Genomic DNA, 21,905 nt, shown 5'->3' on the forward strand with positions numbered 1-21,905 from the left:
TAGAAGGACCTCATGGCGGCTGTCTGAGCTCATTTCTAGACAAGCCTCCAACTCCCATTTCTTTTTAACGAGATTTGCCTTCACTTTATCCTAAAGATCGTAATTTTTGACCATTAAACTTAGGTTAATATTGGGATAATCCTATTTTTGTTTCCCCCTTTATCTTAACAGCTTTAAAACACTAAGTATGAAATCAATAGTCCTCATCGCCCTCCTTACGATATTCGGTATTTTTACCGTATCCGGACAAATAAAAATAGGAGATAATCCGCAGAACATAGATTCCACTTCTCTTTTGGAACTGGAGAGTTCTTCCCGGGTGTTGGTTATTTCTAGAGTTAGTACATTAAAAATGGAAGCCATAGCTCCACAAAGAGGTGGGGTGGTCTATAATACGGATACGGAGTGCTTACATTATTTTGATGGTTCCCAATGGGTGAATCTGTGCGATGCGGTTAGCTTTAACCTAACCAATGATCCTATTGAAAATATCAACACAACCATTAGTATTGTTGACAATGGCAACACTATAAACCTAGAGGTTGCGCCCAACAGTATTAGAAGTGAAAATATTATAGATGGTGGTATTAACGGGGATGATATACAGGATAACTCCATCGGAGAAAGCAAGTTGGGGGACGACTCGGTGAGCTCTAATGAATTGCGAGACAATTCCGTGGGCAGCTCAGAAATAAGGGATGGTAGTGTGCAAACTACAGATATGGCCAACACCATTCCAAACCAAGTAATGACCTCGGACGAAAATGGTATTGTCCTTTGGCGAGATGCCTCAGGGCTACAGGGCGCTACGGGTGATGAAATCACCATTACAGGTGCAGGGACTGTTGCAGACCCCCTAACTTTGACCGACGCAATACAAAATAACATCAATGACAATACCGTGACGTTTGCTACTCATATTTTGGAAGACTCGGATACCGACGACCAAAACGAGACTTTGACCGATGTCCGGTTAGAAGGAAACAATCTCATCTTAACGGAATCCGGTATCGAAACTACGCTAGATCTTAGCCCTTTGAATAATTCCGGTACGGATAATCAGAATTTAAACTTAACAGGTAACATCTTGGAGATTGAGAGGGGTAATACGGTAAACTTAAATGGATTTTTAGACAATACCGATGATCAACAACTCAGTATTGTAGGTAATAGAATTTCCCTTACCAACGGAGGAGCCGTGGATTTACCCCCGGGCACCGTAGATACGGACGATCAACAACTAAGTATCGCAGGAAACAGAATATCCTTGACGGATGGAGGATTTGTTGACTTGCCAGCGGGTACGGTCAATACTGATAATCAAAATTTGAGTCTTACAGGGAATACAATAAATATTTCTGGGGGAACCGGAGTAGATTTGACCCCAATTTTAGGCGGTGGAGCAACGGATGGTGTTGTTACCAATGTGGCCCTCGCAGGAACCGATTTAAATTTTACCGGTGCCAACGGTGGTTTTAACGGCTCTGTAAGCCTTGCAGGACTAGGTGGTGGCGCAGCAGATGGCGCACTTACGAATGTAGAACTCGCGGGTACCGATTTAGAGTTCACTAGCTCGCCCGGTGGTTTTACCGGAACGGTTAGTCTGGCGGGATTAGGTGGCGGTGGCGCAGCCGATGGTGTAATTACCAATATGGAACTTACAGGTACCGATTTGATAGTTACGGGAACTGCTCCTGGCTTTAGTGGTACTATACCACTGGGCACACTTGGCGGTGGAACCGACAGTCAGCAATTAACACTGGAACAACCGGGCAATCTATTGACACTTGTAGATGGCGGCACACCCATTGACTTAACACCTTTTTTAAATAATCAAACGGCCGGCGAGGTTACTGTTGCGGCTACTCCTTCAAACTACACCCCTAACTCACCTGATGTGGAGGGACACTTAACAGGAATCGATGCGGCACTGCTGAATGCAGTAACTCCAAATCTAGCGAACGTATTAAACGCCGGAAACAGTGCTGGTAATAGCCAAATTAATGATTTATTAGACCCTACCTTACCGCAAGATGCAGCGACAAGAGCTTATGTGGAGGGCAGGATTACGGATATTAATGCCGCTGGAGGAGCAGACGGCGTCATCACAAACGTATTTCTTACTGGAACAGAAATTAATTTTACTGGTTCAATTGGTGGATTTGATGGTACTATTGACCTAGACCTAACTTTTGTAACAGAGACAGAACTGGCCGCCTTAGTTACCGATGACGCGGACGCAGACCCAGAAAACGAACTTTCGGATATTTCTTTGACAGGAACCACCCTCAACTTGACCAACCCGGTGACAGGTGCTACAGGTATTGATCTCGACCCCACCTTCGCCACCGATGCAGAACTGGTAGCGGCAATTTTGGTCTCCGATACGGCAGATGGCGACACGAGCGACACCAACGAGATTCAGACTATAACTTCTACGGACAACTCAGTAACGGTTACTCCCAATGGCGACGACTTTGACCTTTCTGTGGTCGGAGGTTCTGACGACCAGAACCTGGAAAGCGCAATACTCACAGGGTCGGACCTTGCAATCAACATCGAGGGCGGCAACAACGTGACCGCAGACCTTGGTGAACTGACGACCGACGTGGAACTCGCGGCAGCGATACTCGCATCGGAAACTGCGGACGGGGACACCAGCGACACCAATGAACTACAGACCATTACTTCGCCGGATGCTTCGGTCACCGTAACTCCCGTTGGAAACAATTACGAGCTAACCGTAGCAGGAGGTGGAACGGACAACCAGAACCTGGAAAGCGCAATACTCACAGGGTCGGACCTTGCAATCAACATCGAGGGCGGCAACAACGTGACCGCAGACCTTGGTGAACTGACGACCGACGTGGAACTCGCGGCAGCGATACTCGCATCGGAAACTGCGGACGGGGACACCAGCGACACCAATGAACTACAGACCATAATATCTAGTGATGCTTCTGTAACGATAGCACCGAATGGAATCGGTTTCGACCTCTCAGTATCTGAAATTTCAGGTGGACCATCAGGAAACATCGCCAATAATTCAATAACTCAGGGAGATATTGGCCCGAATGCAATTGGTGCTGGTGAAATTCAATCTGATGCTGTTTCATCTGACGAAATAGAAGATGACAGTATTACTAATGCAGATATAAATTCTGCTGCAGCCATTGACGGTTCTAAAATAAATCCCAATTTTGTTAATCAGAATATTCAAACAACAGGAACTTTAACGAGTGGAGCTTTAACTGCGAACGGAGCTTTACAAGTTAATGGCGATGTCAATTTTACTGGCACTCACCAAGCAGTTCCAGACTACGTATTCCAAGAGTATTTCGCTGGCTATTCTACAATTAAAGAAGATTATAAATTCAAAACTTTAAAAGAAATTGAAGATTTTTTAAAGAAGCATCATCATTTACCAGGAGTAACTTCAGCCGCTCAAGCGAAAAAAAATGGTTTTTGGAGCCTAAGTCAATCCAACCTCCAAAACCTAGAAAAAATAGAGGAACTCTTTCTGCATACTATAGAACAGGAGAAAAAGATTGAAGCATTAGCTGCGGAAAAAGAAGCCTTAGCGCAAAAGCTACAACGCTTAGAAAAGGATATGGACCTAATTAAGCAACTGTTACAAACCAAAAACAACAACGAGTAATGAAATATACGTTGTACATACCGCTGTTGCTACTTTCTATTTGGGCCAATGCTCAAACGGCGCTCTTCAATGGTGGAAACTTGCGTATTCATGAGGAAGGTACTATCGGTTTCCATACCAACTTGATCAACGAAGCGCCTTTTGACAATAACCTGGGACTGGTAGGCTTTTATAGTCCATCCAATCTGGCAATTCAAGGAAATGTTGTGCCACAGTTCTACGATATCGAAATTGCTACGGAACTGGGTCTATTTCTGGAACTTGGTATAGATAATAGCAACAACACCAATTTTATACTGGGAGATATTCAAACCCCAAGAAACGAAGCGAATAGCAACTTTAATTTTCTGCAAAACGGTTTTTATAATGGGGAAGGCAATAGTAGCAAAATAGATGGCTATGCTGCCATCACCAACCAACAGAATTTTACCTTTCCCGTAGGCGATGCGGAATTTTTAAGGCCCTTAATCGTAAGTTCCGAAACGGAAAACCCGTTTTCCAGATGTGCCTATTTCTTTGAAAACCCAAGCACCCCAAGTACACTTAGCGGTAGTTTTGACACGGCGGAACTCGCATTGGATTTGGCTTTTGTCAGTCCGTTGGAATTTTGGCGTTTAGAGAGCAGTGTACCATCTACCATAAGCCTTAGTTGGAATGTGCGAAGCGGTATCGGAAACCTTACGGAAGAGGCTACCAAAGTGGTGGTCGCGGGTTGGAGTAAAGCAGGAAGCCGCTGGGAAAATCTAGGTGCAAATCCTGTGGCAGGAACCTTGGAAGAGGGTTTTGTGACCTCAGATTCTTTCGTGCCCGACGATTATGAAATTATTACACTCGGCATATCAAAAGAACCTTTTGAACCGCTTTCCATGGAGGTGTTGAGTTTGGATAATTATTTTGTTTCTGTAAACGGCGATGGCATCAACGATTCCTTTTTTATTCCAGAACTTGAGGATTCCCCCAATAATCTCGTGCAAATTTACGACCGGTACGGGCTTAAGGTTTTTGAAAAAGCAAATTACAGGGATGAATTTGTAGGTGTTGCGAACGTTGGGGATTTCATTTTTAACAAGGAAGACGGACTGCCAGTAGGGGTCTATTTCTATACCGTTTACATGGCGGATTTAGATTTAAACTATCAAGGTTTTCTTTACTTGGCCAGATAATTGTACTATAATTTCTTTGTCCTAACCCTATTATCTTTCTATCTGGACAACCCATTACTGTCGGCTGCTATTAGCAGCTCAATTTCATGTTTTTAACGGTCCAGACACCTTTTAAATTTAGGCTTCAGGCCCGTATATGCAATTCACAACAACTTTACCTACGTTGACAACAATTATCTGCAAACCCTTTATTTGTGGGTTATTTTTACACGCGAAGATTAATCCCCCTAAAATCTTACTTCAATGCGCAAAAAACAGTTTTGGTTAATAGTTGTTCTCTTTAGTGTTCAGTTTATCGCCGCACAAGTTAAAATAGGTAGTAATCCTAATACTATTGATTCTAGCTCTATCGTAGAATTAGAAAGCAGTAATAAGGCTTTAGTCTTGACAAGACTAAGTAATTCAGAAATGTTAAGCCTTACCCCCTTACGTGGTGCTATTACTTATAATTTTGATACACAATGTGTTCACTTTTACAATGGTTCGGAGTGGGAAAATCTTTGTGAGGAAACGGGGGCAAGTGGCTTTTCTTTTACAGACAATGGTGATGGTACCATAACGCTTAGCGATGGTTCAGGGGAAGAATTAACGTTCAATGGAGCACCAGAAACGCCTTCAACCTTAGTTGATAATTTAGATGGAACCTATACCTACACTAATGAGTCTGGTGAGGAAACAATTATTAACGCTAGTGCTAATATTCAAAACTTAAGTACGGATGGAACAGCCGGAAATATTACTATTGATGATGGAAATACAATAACCTTGAATGTGAACGATGCCGATGCGGATGCTGGGAATGAAATTCAAGATTTACAATTTTCAAGCGATATCATCACGCTATCCGGAGATCCGGATGGTACTAGTATAAATCTTTCTGGTTATGACAATTCCGCAGCCATTGCGGCAGTACAGGCGGATGTGGATTTAAATGAATCCGATGCCGATGCAGCTATTACAGCGGTACAGGCCGATGTTGATGCTAACGAATCTGACGCCGATACAGCCATTGCTGCCGTACAGGCGGATGTAGATGCTAATGAATCCGATGCCGATGCGGCCATCGCCCTTAAAGAGGACAGTGCCAACAAGTCCACCGACGTCACCCTGGCGGACGGTACCAACACCCTCTTCCCTACGGAACTCGCGGTTAAAACCTATGTCGATACCCAAGTGGCAACCATCACAACGGACGACGATATCTCCGCGGTCACCTTTGACGGTACCAACCTGAACGTTACCGAAAGTGGAACCACATTGTCGGCGGATATCTCCGCTCTCGACGATTCCGCAGCCATTGCGGCCGTACAAGCGGATGTCGATGCTAACGAAAGTGATGCCGACGCGGCCATCGCCCTTAAAGAGGACAGTGCCAACAAGTCCACCGACGTTACCCTGGCGGACGGTACCAATACCCTTTTCCCTACAGAACTTGCGGTCAAAACCTATGTCGATACACAGGTAGGAACCATCACCACGGACGACGATATCTCCGCGGTCACCTTTGACGGTACCAACCTGAACGTTACCGAAAGCGGAACCACGTTATCGGCGGATATTTCCGCTCTCGATGATTCCGCAGCTATCGCTGCCGTACAGGCGGATGTGGATTCAAACGAAAGTGATGCGGATGCGGCCATTGCAGCGGTACAGGCCGATGTGGATTCAAACGAAAGTGACGCCGATGCAGCCATCGCAGCGGTACAGGCCGATGTAGATACTAACGAATCCGATGCCGATGCGGCCATTGCTGCCGTACAGGCGGATGTAGATGCTAATGAATCCGATGCCGATGCGGCCATCGCCCTTAAAGAGGACAGTGCCAACAAGTCCACCGACGTCACCCTGGCGGACGGTACCAATACCCTTTTCCCTACGGAACTCGCGGTCAAAACCTATGTCGATACACAGGTGGGAACCATCACAACGGACGACGATATCTCCGCGGTCACCTTTGACGGTACCAACCTGAACGTTACCGAAAGTGGAACCACGTTATCCGCGGATATCTCCGCTCTCGATGACTCCGCAGCTATCGCCGCGGTACAGGCAGATGTGGACCTGAACGAATCCGATGCCGATGCGGCCATCGCAGCGGTGCAAGCCGATGTAGATTTAAATGAAAGTGATGCCGATGCAGCTATTGCGGCAGTACAAGCCGATGTAGATTTGAACGAATCCGATGCTGATGCAGCCATTGCAACGGTACAAGCTGATGTAGATTTAAATGAAAGTGACGCGGATGCAGCCATCGCTTTAAAAGAAGACAGTGCCAACAAGTCCACCGACGTGACCCTGGCGGACGGTACCAATACCCTTTTCCCTACGGAACTTGCGGTCAAAACCTATGTCGATACACAGGTGGGAACCATCACCACGGACGACGATATCTCCGCGGTCACCTTTGACGGTACCAACCTGAACGTTACCGAAAGTGGAACCACCTTATCCGCGGATATCTCCGCTCTTGATGATTCCGCAGCCATTGCGGCCGTTCAAGCGGATGTGGATACTAACGAAAGTGACGCTGACGCGGCCATCGCAGCGGTGCAAGCGGATGTGGATTCAAATGAAAGTGACACCGATGCGACCATTGCAGCGGTGCAAGCTGATGTGGACCTGAACGAATCCGATGCGGATGCGGCCATCGCTTTAAAAGAGGACAGTGCCAACAAGTCCACCGACGTTACCCTAGCGGACGGTACCAACACCCTTTTCCCTACAGAACTCGCGGTCAAGACCTATGTCGATACCCAAGTGGGAACTATCACAACGGACGACGATATCTCCGCGGTCACCTTTGACGGTACCAACCTGAACGTTACCGAAAGTGGAACCACCTTATCCGCGGATATCTCCGCTCTTGACAATTCTGCAGCCATTGCGGCAGTACAGGCGGATGTGGATTTAAATGAATCCGATGCCGATGCAGCTATTACAGCGGTACAGGCCGATGTTGATGCTAACGAATCTGACGCCGATACAGCCATTGCTGCCGTACAGGCGGATGTAGATGCTAATGAATCCGATGCCGATGCGGCCATCGCCCTTAAAGAGGACAGTGCCAACAAGTCCACCGACGTCACCCTGGCGGACGGTACCAACACCCTCTTCCCTACGGAACTCGCGGTCAAGACCTATGTCGATACCCAAGTGGGAACTATCACAACGGACGACGATATCTCCGCGGTCACCTTTGACGGTACCAACCTGAACGTTACCGAAAGTGGAACCACATTGTCGGCGGATATCTCCGCTCTCGACGATTCCGCAGCTATCGCTGCCGTACAAGCCGATGTAGATTTGAACGAATCCGATGCTGATGCAGCCATTGCAACGGTACAAGCTGATGTAGATTTAAATGAAAGTGACGCGGATGCAGCCATCGCTTTGAAAGAAGACAGTGCCAACAAGTCCACCGACGTGACCCTGGCGGACGGTACCAATACTCTTTTCCCTACGGAACTCGCGGTCAAAACCTATGTCGATACCCAAGTGGGGACCATCACAACGGACGACGATATCTCGGCGGTCACCTTTGACGGTACCAACCTGAACGTCACCGAAAGTGGAACCACGTTATCGGCGGACATCTCCGCTCTCGATGACTCCGCAGCTATCGCCGCAGTACAAGCGGATGTCGATGCAAACGAAAGTGATGCTGACGCAGCCATTGCGGCAGTACAGGCAGATGTGGATTTAAATGAATCCGATGCCGATGCGGCCATCGCCCTTAAAGAGGACAGTGCCAACAAGTCCACCGACGTTAATCTGGCGGACGGGACCAATACCCTTTTCCCTACCGAACTTGCGGTCAAAACCTATGTCGATACCCAAGTGGGAACTATCACAACGGACGACGATATCTCGGCGGTCACCTTCGACGGTACCAACCTGAACGTTACCGAAAGTGGAACCACGTTATCGGCGGACATCTCCGCTCTCGATGATTCCGCAGCTATCGCTGCCGTACAAGCCGATGTCGATGCAAACGAAAGTGATGCCGACGCGGCCATTGCGGCAGTACAGGCAGATGTAGATTTAAACGAAAGTGACGCCGATGCGGCCATCGCCCTTAAAGAGGACAGTGCCAACAAGTCCACCGACGTTACCCTAGCGGACGGTACCAACACCCTTTTCCCTACAGAACTCGCGGTCAAAACCTATGTCGATACCCAAGTGGGAACCATCACAACGGACGACGATATCTCGGCGGTCACCTTCGACGGTACCAACCTGAACGTTACCGAAAGTGGAACCACGTTATCCGCGGATATCTCCGCTCTCGACGATTCCGCGGCCATCGCAGCGGTACAGGCAGATGTGGATTTAAACGAATCCGATGCCGATGCGGCCATCGCAGCGGTGCAAGCCGATGTAGATTTAAATGAAAGTGATGCCGACGCGGCCATCGCTTTAAAAGAGGACAGTGCCAACAAGTCCACCGACGTTACCCTGGCGGACGGTACCAACACCCTTTTCCCAACAGAACTTGCGGTCAAAACATATGTCGATACACAGTTGGGAACCATCACAACGGACGATGATGTTAGTATAACTAATACTATTTCCGGTAATAGAATTGCCACTATTTCGGAAGCTGGTATTACACCTGTAAATATTAATGAAACAACTACTTTGCTATCTCAGGACACGTCAACTGGTGTTATTAGTTATTCTAATGAAGCTACCGTCACTCAAACCGCCAATGTAATAGCCGCCGAAACCAACAACAGTATTTCAGTGGGGGCGAATGGAGGTGCTTTTTATGAAAGTCCTATAAAAGCATTTGGAAAAATTAATTCAGGTGGCGGTGTTACCCGCGCCACACTTGGTGTAACTTCAACAAGAATAAGCACCGGACGATATAGAATAACACTACCTGCTAGCGCCGTATCTGATGCTGATTATATCATTCAATTGACGCAGCCCGGAAGAGGAGGTGTCGGAAACGATGACCCTGGCATATCATACAATAATCAGACAGCGACGACCTTTGAAGTAATCATTGGCGATAATGATAACGGCGGAACAGATAGATCACGGTTTGATTCAGAATTTATGTTTACGATTTTAGATTTATAAACGAATATGAAAATTAGCTTTAAAATTTTCTCATTTTTACTCACCATCGTGATGTATGGACAAGATGCCGTTCACAACTACGGTACTATTCAAATACATGACACAGGTTTGGTCGGTTTTCATATGGATGTTATCAACGACGGTGCCTTTAACCAAACCCGAGGTCTGGTCGGTTTCTACAATACGGATAATAGCATTACACTCTCCGGAACGTCTAATCCGGTGTTTTACGACACAGAAATTGCAGTGGACAATGGCTTTTACTTGGAAAATACTATGGGTGTTCTTAATAACCTAAATTTTATAGTAGGTACCATTTTTACACCAAGGGCTGCATCCGAAACGAACATAAGTTTTTTATCCGACTCCTTTTATACTGGCGGATCTAATAGCACAAAAGTAGACGGATACGCCTACATTCAAGGGAAGGAATCGTTTACCTTTCCGGTGGGAATCGACGATAGACTCAGACCGTTGACCCTTGACTCAAATACAATTAACGACTACGCCAAGAGTGCCTATTTTTACGAAGACCCCAATACTCCCGTTTATTTCGAAACCTCTTTTGATACTAGCGCCATTGAAGATGAATTTCTTTCGGTAAGCAATTATGAATTTTGGCATCTCGACGGTGAGGTTCCATCCAAAGTCACCTTATCGTGGGATAATCAAAGTTTTGTTAGTCTACTTGCTGAATTCATCGAAGACCTGAAAGTAGTAGGATGGAGCATTGCCGAAAAAAGATGGGAAAATTTAGGAAATACAAGCGTGGAAGGTGATTTGGAAAACGGAACGGTTACTTCGGAAGAATTTATACCTAACCAATACGAAGTGTTAACGATTGGTGGAAATAACGACTTATTAGAGACTTTGGATAATGTTGAACCGGATAATTATTATATGACCCCTAACGGTGACGGAACTAACGATTTTCTAGTGATTGAAGGCATAGAAAACTCACCGAACAATACCTTACAAATTTTTAATAGATACGGTGTACTGGTATATTACAAACGGGGTTATGATAATTCCTTTGACGGAATCTCTAACGTTTCCAATGTTTTCTCCAGAAACAAAGGATTAGCTTCGGGAATCTACTTTTATATTATAACCTTGAATGATATTAAGAAAAAGCATCAAGGATATTTATATTTGACAACGTACCAAGAAAACTAATTAAGATTTAAGTGAATTGGATATACGGCACAGATTAATTGTTTAATTTTAAATCAATATCTACTGTTTTCAGTTGGTAATTTTACCCGACATAAAATAATTACAATATGCAAAGGAGATCATTCATTAAAAAAAGTGGAACTGCAGGCATTGCCCTTTCAATTATTCCAAATTTAGCGCTATCGCAGCATGTTACCTATTCCATACTTGAGCTTATGGGTAAAGTAGATATTGATTTGTTCGGTGAAGGCATCAATCTTAGAGAAGAAGCACATGATGCTTTCGTAAAGATGAAAAAAGCTGCTTATCTTGATGGTATAGATTTAAAAATAGTCTCTAGCTATCGTAACTTTTACAGGCAAGAAGCCATTTTTGAACGTAAATATCTCAATTATACCGAGGAGAAAGGTATGCAACCATTGGCTGCTATTGATAAGATTATAGCGTATTCCACTATCCCCGGTACCAGTCGTCACCATTGGGGAACCGATATTGATATCATAAATGGGTATAGAAAGACCAAAGGTGATGTTCTCGTTCCCGAAAAGTTTGAATCTGGAGGACCTTTCGAGGATTTTAAAACTTGGATGGATGAGAATGCAAACGAGTATGGCTATTATCTTGTCTATACCGACAGTCCAAAACGAAGGGGGTTTAAATATGAGCCCTGGCATTATAGCTATGCACCCTTGTCCAAACCCATGCTAGAGGCTTTTCGAAGTAAGAATATCGTACAATTGCTACAAAAAGAAGAATTTCTTGGGGCTGAACACTTTACCATCGGCTTTTTGAAGAATTATATACAAAACAATATTTTAGACATCAACAGAGCCCTTCTATAACTCTTTTGTATATTAGGGTTCGCATTACGAACACTAATAACACATCATGAGAAGAGGAAGTTGGAAAATCCGAATATTTATAGGATTAGCAATTGTCGCTTTTGCATTTATTCAAAAATGTAACAACAAAGAAGAAAACCCATACACAGGTAGGACCCAGACTATAAATATGTCTGCGGAACAAGAGATTGCCATTGGACTACAAAGTGCTCCGGAAATGGCACAGCAACATGGGGGCCTTTATCCTGATGAGCGATTACAGTCTTTTGTGGATAATGTTGGAGCAAAATTAGTGAACAACAGTATTGCGCGAGAAACTCCCTATCAATACGATTTTCATCTTTTAGCGGATAACCAGACCATTAACGCGTTCGCCCTACCCGGTGGACAGTGTTTTATTACCTACGCACTGTTCTCCCAATTGACCGAAGCACAATTAGCCGGGGTTCTAGGACATGAAATAGGACATGTTATCGGGCGGCATTCCGCCGAAAGAATTGCAGAAAGCAGTTTTTGGCAGACCGTGACCATGGGAGCAACAGTTGGCGCGGACATGGGCGGCCTGGTTGGTAATATAGGTCAAAACACCTTGTTGACCAATGGTAGAGACGATGAGTTAGAAAGTGATGAGCTTGGCGTACTTTTTATGATACAATCCGGTTATGATCCTTACGAAATGATTAAGGTTATGGAAATTTTAAAGGCCGCTGGTGGTCCAAATAGGGTTCCAGAATTCCAAAGTACGCACCCTGACCCTGAAAATAGAATACAAAAGATAAGAGAAGCTATTGAGAAATATCAAGGAGGGCGTTAAACGTTAATTTATGCCAATCAACGTTAAAACACAACATAGGAAGATTGATTTTACCTATATTTGAGTCTCCCAAATAATTTTACCGCCTAGATTTAAACTTATAGCTTTGTATTTAGAACACCTGTACTGAATTCGTTTTAGTACTGAAATAGAACTATAATGGGAACACTATCACACTTTAAAAGCCTGTATTTGGGCGCATTTGAAAATTGCAAGCCTGAATTTTTGGTCGTGCTTTTAAAAGTATATTCCGTTTTTTGTGCCTTAATGTTGTTTATGGCAGTTTATGCTTTTATGCATAGAGCATTCAACGGATTTGAATTTTAACGCTATTACTCTTTTACCTGAACACTATAAGAGTTATTATTTAAATTAAAAAACCCTTGTATAAGCAAGGGTTTTTTCGTTTTTTGATTGATTTGGTTGATTGGATTTTCAGGAACCTAAAGCGGTTTCCAGTACCGCTAGAGCATCAACGGCATTTGATAATTCCGCATACTTTTTGACGGAAAAGCCCTGATTACTCTTAATTTTCAGATTGGCACCCTTGTCTATAAGTAATTGTAATACTTCTGCCTTATTGTAACGAGCAGCAAACATTACGGGCGTCATTCCCAGTGATTTTTGGTTGATGTCTTCTCCAAGTTCTAACATGCGTTTTACCATGTCAGTATCTCCTTGCATGACCGCTTTACAGAAAGAATTGATTTCAACTCCTTTGACATTGGTCGTTTGAGCGAATTGAACATTGGACTTCGTTTCGTTGGCCAATAGGCCAGTCCCCAAGAACATCGCTGTCATGGAGAAGGTTAGGATTGCTTTTTTCATGATGAATGAATTTAATACCGAAATTTCGGTAAGATTGATGAATAGGTTTTGTTTATATAAATATAGACGCTACTTATTATGTTTTGTTTCACCGTTAACAGTTAAATAACTAAAGTTTAACAAAAGACCTTTTTCGGCGTTAAAAGAATTAACACCCAAAGCTTTAAGAATTTAACAAAAAGGTGCAGGATAATATCGCTTAACTAGCTAAATGGTACTATTTTTGGGATTCAATATTGCAACAAACACATGAATAAAAAAGTAATTTTAATGATTTTGGATGGTTGGGGAACCTCTCCAGACCCTAAAGTTTCGGCCATCGACAACGCCAATACCCCTTTTATAGATGCACTGTACACAACGTATCCAAATGCGGCATTGCGTACAGATGGTTTAAATGTTGGACTCCCAGAGGGGCAAATGGGCAATAGTGAAGTCGGCCATATGAACCTTGGCGCCGGTAGAATCGTTTATCAAGAGTTAACACGCATCAACCTTGCGGTTCAGAACAATACCTTAAAAGACGAGCAGGTATTGGTCAATGCTTTTGAATATGCTATACAGAATAATAAGAAGGTCCATTTTCTAGGTTTATTAAGTGATGGTGGGGTGCATTCACATATAAACCATCTTAAGGGTTTGTTAACCGCTGCCAATGATAGAGGACTTAAAGATGTCTATGTTCATGCCTTTACGGACGGTAGAGACGTTGACCCTAAAGCCGGCACCTCCTATGTTAAGGATCTACAAGAACACATGAGTAAAACTACGGGTAAAATTGCTACCGTGACGGGACGTTATTATGCCATGGACAGAGACAACCGTTGGGAACGAGTTAAGCTGGCTTACGACGTTATCACAAAGGGCATAGGTGAAGCTACAACTGATATTATCGAAAGTTTAGAAGCCAACTACGCTAATGATATCACCGATGAATTCATTAAACCACTGGTAGCCGATAAAAATGGTACTATTTCAGAGGATGATGTGGTCATCTTTTTCAATTTTAGAACAGATAGAGGTAGGGAACTGACCAATATGTTGTCTCAAAATGATTTTCCAGAGTACGGTACCAAAAAACTAAGGCTATACTATGTTACCATGACCAATTATGATGACAGCTTTAGTGGTATTCATATTATTTTCAATAAGGATAACATCACCGAAACGCTTGGCGAAGTATTGGCCAAGGCCGGTAAAAAACAAATAAGGATAGCCGAGACGGAGAAATATCCCCATGTTACTTTCTTTTTCTCCGGCGGACAAGAAGAACCTTTTGAAGGCGAAAGTAGAATTCTTCGCAATTCCCCTAAAGTGGCAACCTATGACCTAAAACCGGAAATGAATGCTTATGAATTGACCGAAGCCCTTGTAGCAGATTTAGAAAAGCAGGAAGCAGATTTTGTCTGTCTGAACTTTGCCAATGGGGATATGGTTGGCCATACCGGAATAATGGATGCTGCCATAAAAGCTTGTGAAGCGGTAGACACCTGTGCTAAAAAGGTTATAGAAACCGGTTTGGCCAATGGATACTCCACTATACTTATAGCAGATCACGGAAATTGCGAAACAATGATAAATCCTGATGGTTCTCCGCATACTGCACACACTACCAATCCAGTACCGGTGATTTTAATTGATAAAGATTTAAAGGAAATTGAGGATGGTGTTCTGGGAGACATCGCCCCTACCATTTTAAAAATGATAGGAGTGCCACAACCAGAAACTATGACCTGTAAATCGCTTATCTAATCCAATACGTTTGCGGCTATTAGAATCAAAGAACCGATTGCTTTACCTTTGTAACCTATGATTAAGATAAAAACTGCCGAGGAAATAGAATTGATGCGCCAAAGTGCACTACTTGTATCAAAGACGTTGGGAATGCTCGCAACTGAAGTGAAACCAGGTGTAAGCACCCTACATTTAGACGCTCTAGCCGAAACTTTTATTCGAGATCATGGTGGCGTCCCAGGCTTTCTTGGCCTATATGATTTTCCGAATTCTTTGTGCATGAGTCCAAATGCACAAGTGGTTCACGGTATTCCAAACAATATACCTTTGGTTGAAGGAGATATCATCTCTATAGATTGTGGTGTTTTAATGAACGATTTTTATGGAGATCATGCGTATACGTTTGAAGTTGGGGAGGTAACGAAAGAAATTAAAAGACTATTGGACATTACCAAACAGTCCCTTTATGTGGGTATACGGGAATTTAAAATAGGTAACCGAGTCGGTGATGTAGGTTATGCAATTCAAAAGTTTACGGAGGACCATGGTTACGATGTAGTGCGGGAATTGGTCGGACATGGTTTAGGAAGAAAAATGCACGAAGACCCCGAAATGCCGAATTACGGAAGACGCGGACGCGGTAAAAAATTTGTAGAAGGAATGACCGTAGCCATTGAACCAATGACCAATATGGGTACTAAGAACATAAAACAGCTTAAAGATGGCTGGACCATCCTTACGGCTGACGGAAAGCCAAGTGCGCATTTTGAACACAATGTAGCCATCGTAAACGGTAAACCAGAATTACTCTCCACCTTTAAATATATTTACGAAGCCTTAGGGATTGAGAGTAATGAAGAAGATGAATTTAGACAGACCGCTTTCAAGTCATAGTAATTGAAGAATGAAAAAAATCTTCAAATATTTTTTAAATGCAATACCCAGACCACTCCTTATAAAGTTAAGTTACTTCTTTAGACCCTTATTTGCACTTTATTATAAGGGAAACACCTATGAGGACCCCATAGACGAGAAAAAATTTAGAAGCTTTCTGCCCTATGGCTATGAGAGTCCAAGAGAAAATGTACTCTCCCCTTCTACCCTATCCCTGGAAAGACACCGACTTTTATGGTTGTATTTAAAGAATGAAACCAATTTTTTTAGTGATCATTTAAAGGTGCTTCATTTTGCACCCGAACAGTCTTTTTATGATAGATTTAAAAAGCTTACCAATATTGATTACACCACCACAGATTTAAACTCTCCTTTGGCAGATGTAAAGGCCGATATCTGTGATTTGCCCTTTGAGAACGATTCTTTTGATGTAATTCTCTGCAATCATGTGTTAGAACATATTCCTGATGACACAAAAGCCATGCAGGAATTATTTCGAATACTAAAGCCAGGTGGATGGGGTGTTCTGCAAATACCGCAGGATCTAAAAAGAGCGAAAACTTTTGAAGATGATTCCATCACCGATAAAAAGGAGCGCGCAAAAATTTTTGGGCAATACGATCATGTACGTATTTACGGTTTAGATTACTTTGATAAATTGAGGGCCGCAGGATTTAAAGTTGAAGAAATTAATTACTCGGAAAACCTTACAGAAAAAGAAATTGATACATACCGTCTTGCTAGCGAAGAAATAATACCTTTAGTTAGAAAACACCAATAATTATTTAGAAACGACTTCTTTAAACCCGGAAGTTAAAAACTCCTTAGTCTCACCCTTATCATCCAAGTAGACGATATATGCCTCTAACTTATCATTAGAAGAAATTAATTTAAAAGCCTCATCGAGGTCCATAGCCATGAAAGCTGTAGCATAAGCATCTGCAATGGCGCAATTTTCCGCCAGTATGGTTACCCCGAGTGTATTAGAATCCTTAGTATAACCTGTAATAGGATCAATCGTGTGAACGAACTTTCTTCCCGTAAGGCTATCTACCCTAAACTTTCTATAATTCCCAGAAGAAGCCAAGGCCCTATTTTCCAAATTAATCAACAGTTTCAGTTCTCTATCTCCAGTAGCCTCTGGGTCATCTATACCTACCACCCATTGTTTGTTCTTTACCACATTGGTGCCCTTAGCTACAATTTCGCCCCCTACTTCTACTAGAAAATTCTGTATTCCCTTGTCGTTAAGCATAGCTGCTACTCTGTCAATGGCATAACCTTTGGCAATAGCATTAAAATCGAAATAGATATTGGAATCTTCCTTTTCGATAATACCTTCATTTGTTATGTTTACCTTATTAAAACCAACATATTTCAATAAACTATCCACCTTAGTACTATCCATTACTATCTGGTCCTCAGGACCAAAACCCCATGCATTGACCAAGTTACCGACCGTTGGGTCAAAATAACCGTTCGTGGCTTCATATATTTCCTTCGAAAGCTCAAAAACTTCTCGAAACATATGGTCTACTTCTATAGTCGTTTCTCCCTTATTAATTCTTGAAATATCGGATGTTGGAATGTAGGTAGATAACGATTGATTGACTACTGCAAAAACAGAGTCTATTTCTTTTCTATAGTCCACTTCTTCATCCATTAGGTAGATGATATTATAAGAGGTACCTAGCGCTTCTCCTATTGCCTGATTTTTAACTATTTCTTTATTAGTACATGAAAAAAATAAACAAACTAAAAAGACACTTAGACAACCCTTCATTCCTTAATCTCTATTAAACCATCATAATCAACTATATACTCCTCATTCAAATACACCGGAAGATTGTAATCCTTGGCATTGACCAAACCAACAGCGGCATAATAGGTCTTAGCCTCAAACTTTAGGGCGTGGTCTCTCATCTTGTTCAAGTCACTCTTGTAAAACGCTATATCTTTTGGGTCACCGGGATATTCAATACTTTTTACAACAATAAAATGCAATTGTTTTTCTTTAGTACAAACAAATTGGGGATTCTTCTTCAATTCGCTATTTACCGCCAAGAACTCAAAACCGCCAGCCTCAAGTTCTTTTCCCACGATATTCATGGCCAAGTTATGTAGTTCTTGCTCGTTTAATGGCTGCATCTTCTATCTACTTATCAAAAAAACCGATATAAAATATCGGTTTTTCTATGTTTATGTTCTTCTTGAGATTATCCTCCGAAATCGTCAAAACGAATATGTTCGTCCGGAATTCCAAAATCCTCTCCCATTTTTTGAACAGCTTTGTTCATTAATGGCGGTCCACAGAAATAAAGTTCGATATCCTCTGGAGATTCGTGGTGGTTTAAATAATTATCAATTACACAATTATGTATAAAACCTACGAAACCATCTCCCGGTGCATCTATATTCTCTTTCACTTTCCAATTATCTTCTTCCATAGGTTCCGACAATGCTAAGTAGAATTTGAAATTCGGAAACTCCTTCTCCAAACGATAGAAATGATCTAAATAGAACAACTCTCGTTTAGAACGACCACCGTACCAATAAGATACCTTTCTATCTGTCTTCAATGTTTTGAACAAATGATACAGGTGTGAACGCATAGGGGCCATACCGGCACCACCACCTACATACAACATTTCCGCATCGGACTCATTAATAAAGAATTCTCCGTAAGGTCCGGATATAGTAACATCATCGCCTGGTTTTAAACCAAAGATATACGAAGAAGCAACACCAGGATTTACATCCATCCATCCATTCTTAGAACGGTCCCAAGGCGGAGTTGCAATACGAACGTTCAACATAATCTCTCTTCCTTCTGCGGGAAAAGAGGCCATTGAATATGCTCTTTCAACCGTTTCAGGATTTTTCATAACCAAAGGCCACAAATTAAATTTATCCCACTCTGCTTGAAACTTATCCGGAGTGTCATGCTCTTCTGGGTGGGCCGTAATATCCATATCGGCAAATTTGACCTCACATTCCGGAATTTCAATCTGTATGTATCCACCAGCCTTATAACCCATATCTTCTGGAATTTCTACAACAAACTCCTTTATAAAAGATGCAACGTTATAATTACGCACTACTTTGGCTGGCCATTTTTTGATACCAAAAACTTCTTCAGGAATAGTAATCTCCATATCCTGCTTTACTTTTACCTGACATGCCAAACGCGCGCCGTGATTTAATTCTCGTTTAGAGAAGTGTGGTGTCTCTGTAGGTAATGCTTCACCACCACCAGAAAGCACGTGGCACTCACATTGAATGCATGTACCACCCCCACCGCATGCCGATGGCAAGAATACCTTTTGATTACCCAAAGTAGTTAACAAAGAACTACCTGATGCAACCTCTACCTTCTTCTCTCCATTTATGGTAATGGTCACGGGTCCCGAGGGGGATAATTTTTCTTTGGTAAACAATAGCAGTGCCACCAATACCATTAATAGTATTAAGAAGGCAACTACCGTAATTAATATTGTACCACCTGTACTTGTAGCTAAAATCATTGTTATTTGTTTACGTCGTTATACGAAATTTCATTCTCGTCAATCTCTTTTTTTACTTCATCAGCATCTTCATCAGAAAGCACTTCTTTCTGCTCTAGCTGTTGTACCGTGGTATTCTCTACCTCTGCCGGAGCCTCATCACCGCCACCGGTAAGCATACCACCGAAACTTTGAAATCCAATACCCATTAATCCGGTAATAATGAAGGTGATTCCCAAACCCCTTAATGGTGCAGGTACGTTGGAATATCTAATTTTTTCCCTAATCGCAGCAATTGCCAAAATGGCCAAAAACCAACCGATACCGGAACTTACCCCATAATTAAAGGCCAAACCTAAAGTCTCTATTTCTCTTGCCTGCATAAAGAGTGAACCTCCCAAAATGGCACAGTTTACAGCAATAAGCGGTAAAAATATACCCAATGAATTGTAAAGTGATGGAGAAAATTTTTCTACCACGATTTCCACTAATTGTACCATAGTGGCTATAGTAGCTATGAAAAGAATAAAGGACAAGAAACTAAGATTATAGTCTGCATACTCCTCTCCTAACCATACCAGAGCACCGTCCTGCAAAAGATATTTATCCAACAACCAATTTAAAGGAACGGTTACTGCCAAGACAAAAATAACAGCAGCACCTAGTCCTACCGCAGTCGCCACTTTCTTTGAAACTGCCAAATAGGAACACATTCCCAAGAACACGGCGAAAACCATGTTATCAATGAAAATGGATTTAAAGAATAATTCTATATGTTCTAACATAATGTCTTTTTAAATATCTGGTTAGTTTTCTTCTACTAAAGCTGGGTTTCTTGAACGTTGTACCCAAATAATAATACCTACCACTATCAAAGCTGCAGGAGGGATAATCATGAAACCATTATTCTCATATCCGGTAGCATACAAACCCGTTTTCGTGATCGGGTCTCCTAAAACAGGGAAACCTAAAAGCGTGCCTGAACCTAAAAGTTCTCTAAAAAACCCTACAATTATCAATATAACGCCATAACCAAGAGCATTCCCTATGCCGTCCAAGAAAGAACGCCAAGGACCATTGGCCAAAGCAAAGGCTTCAAAACGGCCCATGATTATACAATTGGTAATGATCAGCCCAATAAAGGCTCCAAGTGTTTTACTAAGCTCATAAGCAAATGCCTTCAAAACCTGATCTACTATAATTACCAGTGTCGCCACTACGATCAACTGAACGATAATTCTAATTTTTGAAGGTATAATATCTCTCATTAAGGATATCACAAAGTTTCCGATACCCATAACAAAGATTACCGAAATGGACATTACTATGGAGGCTTCCAATTCCGCAGTAATCGCGAGTGCCGAACAAATTCCCAGAACCTGAATGGTAATTGGGTTGTTATCCGCTAAAGGGTCCAATATTAACCCAGCATCTTTTTTTGTAAGTAATCCCATATTATTTAACTCTTATCGTTTCTAAATAATCCTTATACAAATCAATGCTCTCTTTGATCATAGCTGCCACCCCGTTACCGGTAATGGTAGCGCCTGCAAGTGCATCCACCTCGTTATCGTCCTTAGTTTTGTTCAAAGGATCATTATTTCCTTTGGCCACTGCGATACCTTCATACTTGGTACCGTCTAAAATGCTTTCTCCCGTAAAATCGTCCATGAAATAGCGCATTTTAATATTGGCACCCAATCCTGCCGTTTCTCCTTTATGATCAAAGTATACACCTTGAACGGTCATGGTATCATCCACCGCAATGTAACCCCAGATGGCATCCCATAGTCCTTTCCCGTACATTGGAATGATATAAAAGTTCTTTTGATCCTTTTCGCCAATGAAAAGTGGAAGTTTATAAGGTTGCCCTTTTTTCTTAGCAGCTAACTGCTTTTTCAAATCGATTAAAAAAGCCTCGTTATTTTCCGTAATCTTGTCGCCTTCAATTACGAGTTGCTCCTTGATGTAACTTTTAAATTCTCCCTCTACTTTGTCCGTAGGGATAAAGTTTACGCTACCGGCATCATCACCATTCTCGTTTATACCCATGGCGTAGAGAATATTCTGCTGTTTCGCAAAACGTTCGTTCTCTTGAATGTTAGGTCTTAGACCAGATGCAAGGAATGCTAGTATAGAACCTACTACTACAACCATTACTGCCGCAAATATTACGGTGTAACTATTCTTATTTGTATCTAGTGCCAT

Annotated in this window: 17 protein-coding genes; 10 read left to right on the plus strand and 7 right to left on the minus strand. The window is 42.4% G+C overall.

All coding sequences use genetic code 11. The features are described 5' to 3' along the window. The first annotated feature begins 187 nt into the window (after positions 1–187). The 7 genes from BFP77_RS05490 to BFP77_RS17455 all read left to right on the plus strand — a co-directional run bounded on the left by BFP77_RS05490 (position 188) and on the right by BFP77_RS17455 (position 13,065). Positions 188–3,658, plus strand: coding sequence for a beta strand repeat-containing protein (locus BFP77_RS05490; RefSeq protein WP_099573048.1), 3,471 nt, complete (start codon positions 188–190; stop codon positions 3,656–3,658). Then, positions 3,658–4,821: a gliding motility-associated C-terminal domain-containing protein gene (locus BFP77_RS05495; protein ID WP_099573049.1), complete on the plus strand. Its 1,164-nt coding sequence runs from the start codon at positions 3,658–3,660 to the stop codon at positions 4,819–4,821. The genes BFP77_RS05490 and BFP77_RS05495 overlap by 1 nt, the downstream gene beginning before the upstream one ends. Before the next feature lie 243 nt (positions 4,822–5,064). After that, a complete protein-coding gene (locus tag BFP77_RS05500) occupies positions 5,065–9,906 on the plus strand; it encodes a beta strand repeat-containing protein (protein ID WP_099573050.1) in 4,842 nt (1,613 codons plus the stop codon). 6 nt (positions 9,907–9,912) lie between these two features. Further along, positions 9,913–11,082: a gliding motility-associated C-terminal domain-containing protein gene (locus BFP77_RS05505; protein ID WP_257212880.1), complete on the plus strand. Its 1,170-nt coding sequence runs from the start codon at positions 9,913–9,915 to the stop codon at positions 11,080–11,082. A gap of 107 nt (positions 11,083–11,189) precedes the next feature. Beyond that, positions 11,190–11,924 carry a M15 family metallopeptidase gene (locus tag BFP77_RS05510; protein WP_099573051.1) on the plus strand — a complete coding sequence of 245 codons (735 nt, stop codon included), beginning with the start codon at positions 11,190–11,192 and terminating at the stop codon, positions 11,922–11,924. 46 nt (positions 11,925–11,970) lie between these two features. Continuing rightward, positions 11,971–12,738 carry a M48 family metalloprotease gene (locus BFP77_RS05515; RefSeq protein WP_099573052.1) on the plus strand — a complete coding sequence of 256 codons (768 nt, stop codon included), beginning with the start codon at positions 11,971–11,973 and terminating at the stop codon, positions 12,736–12,738. 159 nt (positions 12,739–12,897) lie between these two features. Continuing rightward, complete coding sequence (locus BFP77_RS17455) at positions 12,898–13,065, plus strand: DUF6747 family protein (RefSeq protein WP_306475418.1); 168 nt, start codon at positions 12,898–12,900, stop codon at positions 13,063–13,065. A 108-nt stretch (positions 13,066–13,173) separates the two neighbouring features. Here the strand turns inward: BFP77_RS17455 and BFP77_RS05520 are convergent, their stop codons facing one another. Further along, entirely contained in the window at positions 13,174–13,566 is a 393-nt protein-coding gene (locus BFP77_RS05520) for an ankyrin repeat domain-containing protein (RefSeq protein ID WP_099573053.1), read from the minus strand. Between the two features lie 249 nt (positions 13,567–13,815). On the opposite strand from BFP77_RS05520, the gene gpmI reads away from it, so the two are divergent. The 3 genes from gpmI to BFP77_RS05535 are packed head-to-tail and all read left to right on the plus strand — an operon-like array spanning position 13,816 to position 16,975. Next, the gene (gene gpmI, locus BFP77_RS05525; RefSeq protein WP_099573054.1) at positions 13,816–15,318 is read left to right on the plus strand and encodes a 2,3-bisphosphoglycerate-independent phosphoglycerate mutase; all 1,503 of its coding nucleotides are present in this window, start codon (positions 13,816–13,818) and stop codon (positions 15,316–15,318) included. A gap of 57 nt (positions 15,319–15,375) precedes the next feature. Beyond that, complete coding sequence (map, locus tag BFP77_RS05530; RefSeq protein WP_099573055.1) at positions 15,376–16,194, plus strand: type I methionyl aminopeptidase; 819 nt, start codon at positions 15,376–15,378, stop codon at positions 16,192–16,194. A 10-nt stretch (positions 16,195–16,204) separates the two neighbouring features. Continuing rightward, entirely contained in the window at positions 16,205–16,975 is a 771-nt protein-coding gene (locus BFP77_RS05535) for a class I SAM-dependent methyltransferase (protein ID WP_099573056.1), read from the plus strand. Here BFP77_RS05535 and BFP77_RS05540 read toward each other — a convergent pair whose 3' ends face one another. The 6 genes from BFP77_RS05540 to BFP77_RS05565 all read right to left on the minus strand — a co-directional run bounded on the left by BFP77_RS05540 (position 16,976) and on the right by BFP77_RS05565 (position 21,905). After that, positions 16,976–17,977, minus strand: a complete 1,002-nt coding sequence (locus BFP77_RS05540) for an FAD:protein FMN transferase (RefSeq protein WP_099573057.1) — start codon at positions 17,975–17,977, stop codon at positions 16,976–16,978. Next, positions 17,974–18,342 (minus strand): Na(+)-translocating NADH-quinone reductase subunit F, encoded by a 369-nt coding sequence (locus tag BFP77_RS05545; RefSeq protein WP_099573058.1) that lies wholly within the window; start codon positions 18,340–18,342, stop codon positions 17,974–17,976. The genes BFP77_RS05540 and BFP77_RS05545 overlap by 4 nt, the downstream gene beginning before the upstream one ends. Positions 18,343–18,410: 68 nt before the next feature. Beyond that, the gene (gene nqrF, locus BFP77_RS05550) at positions 18,411–19,718 is read right to left on the minus strand and encodes an NADH:ubiquinone reductase (Na(+)-transporting) subunit F (protein ID WP_099573059.1); all 1,308 of its coding nucleotides are present in this window, start codon (positions 19,716–19,718) and stop codon (positions 18,411–18,413) included. A gap of 2 nt (positions 19,719–19,720) precedes the next feature. Continuing rightward, complete coding sequence (gene nqrE, locus BFP77_RS05555; RefSeq protein ID WP_099573060.1) at positions 19,721–20,482, minus strand: NADH:ubiquinone reductase (Na(+)-transporting) subunit E; 762 nt, start codon at positions 20,480–20,482, stop codon at positions 19,721–19,723. 21 nt (positions 20,483–20,503) lie between these two features. Continuing rightward, positions 20,504–21,151 carry an NADH:ubiquinone reductase (Na(+)-transporting) subunit D gene (locus BFP77_RS05560; RefSeq protein ID WP_099573061.1) on the minus strand — a complete coding sequence of 216 codons (648 nt, stop codon included), beginning with the start codon at positions 21,149–21,151 and terminating at the stop codon, positions 20,504–20,506. Position 21,152: 1 nt separating this feature from the next. Further along, positions 21,153–21,905, minus strand: a complete 753-nt coding sequence (locus tag BFP77_RS05565) for a Na(+)-translocating NADH-quinone reductase subunit C (RefSeq protein ID WP_099573062.1) — start codon at positions 21,903–21,905, stop codon at positions 21,153–21,155.

The sequence above is a fragment of the Maribacter sp. 4U21 genome (genome assembly GCF_002742365.1).
Taxonomy (GTDB): Bacteria; Bacteroidota; Bacteroidia; order Flavobacteriales; family Flavobacteriaceae; genus Maribacter.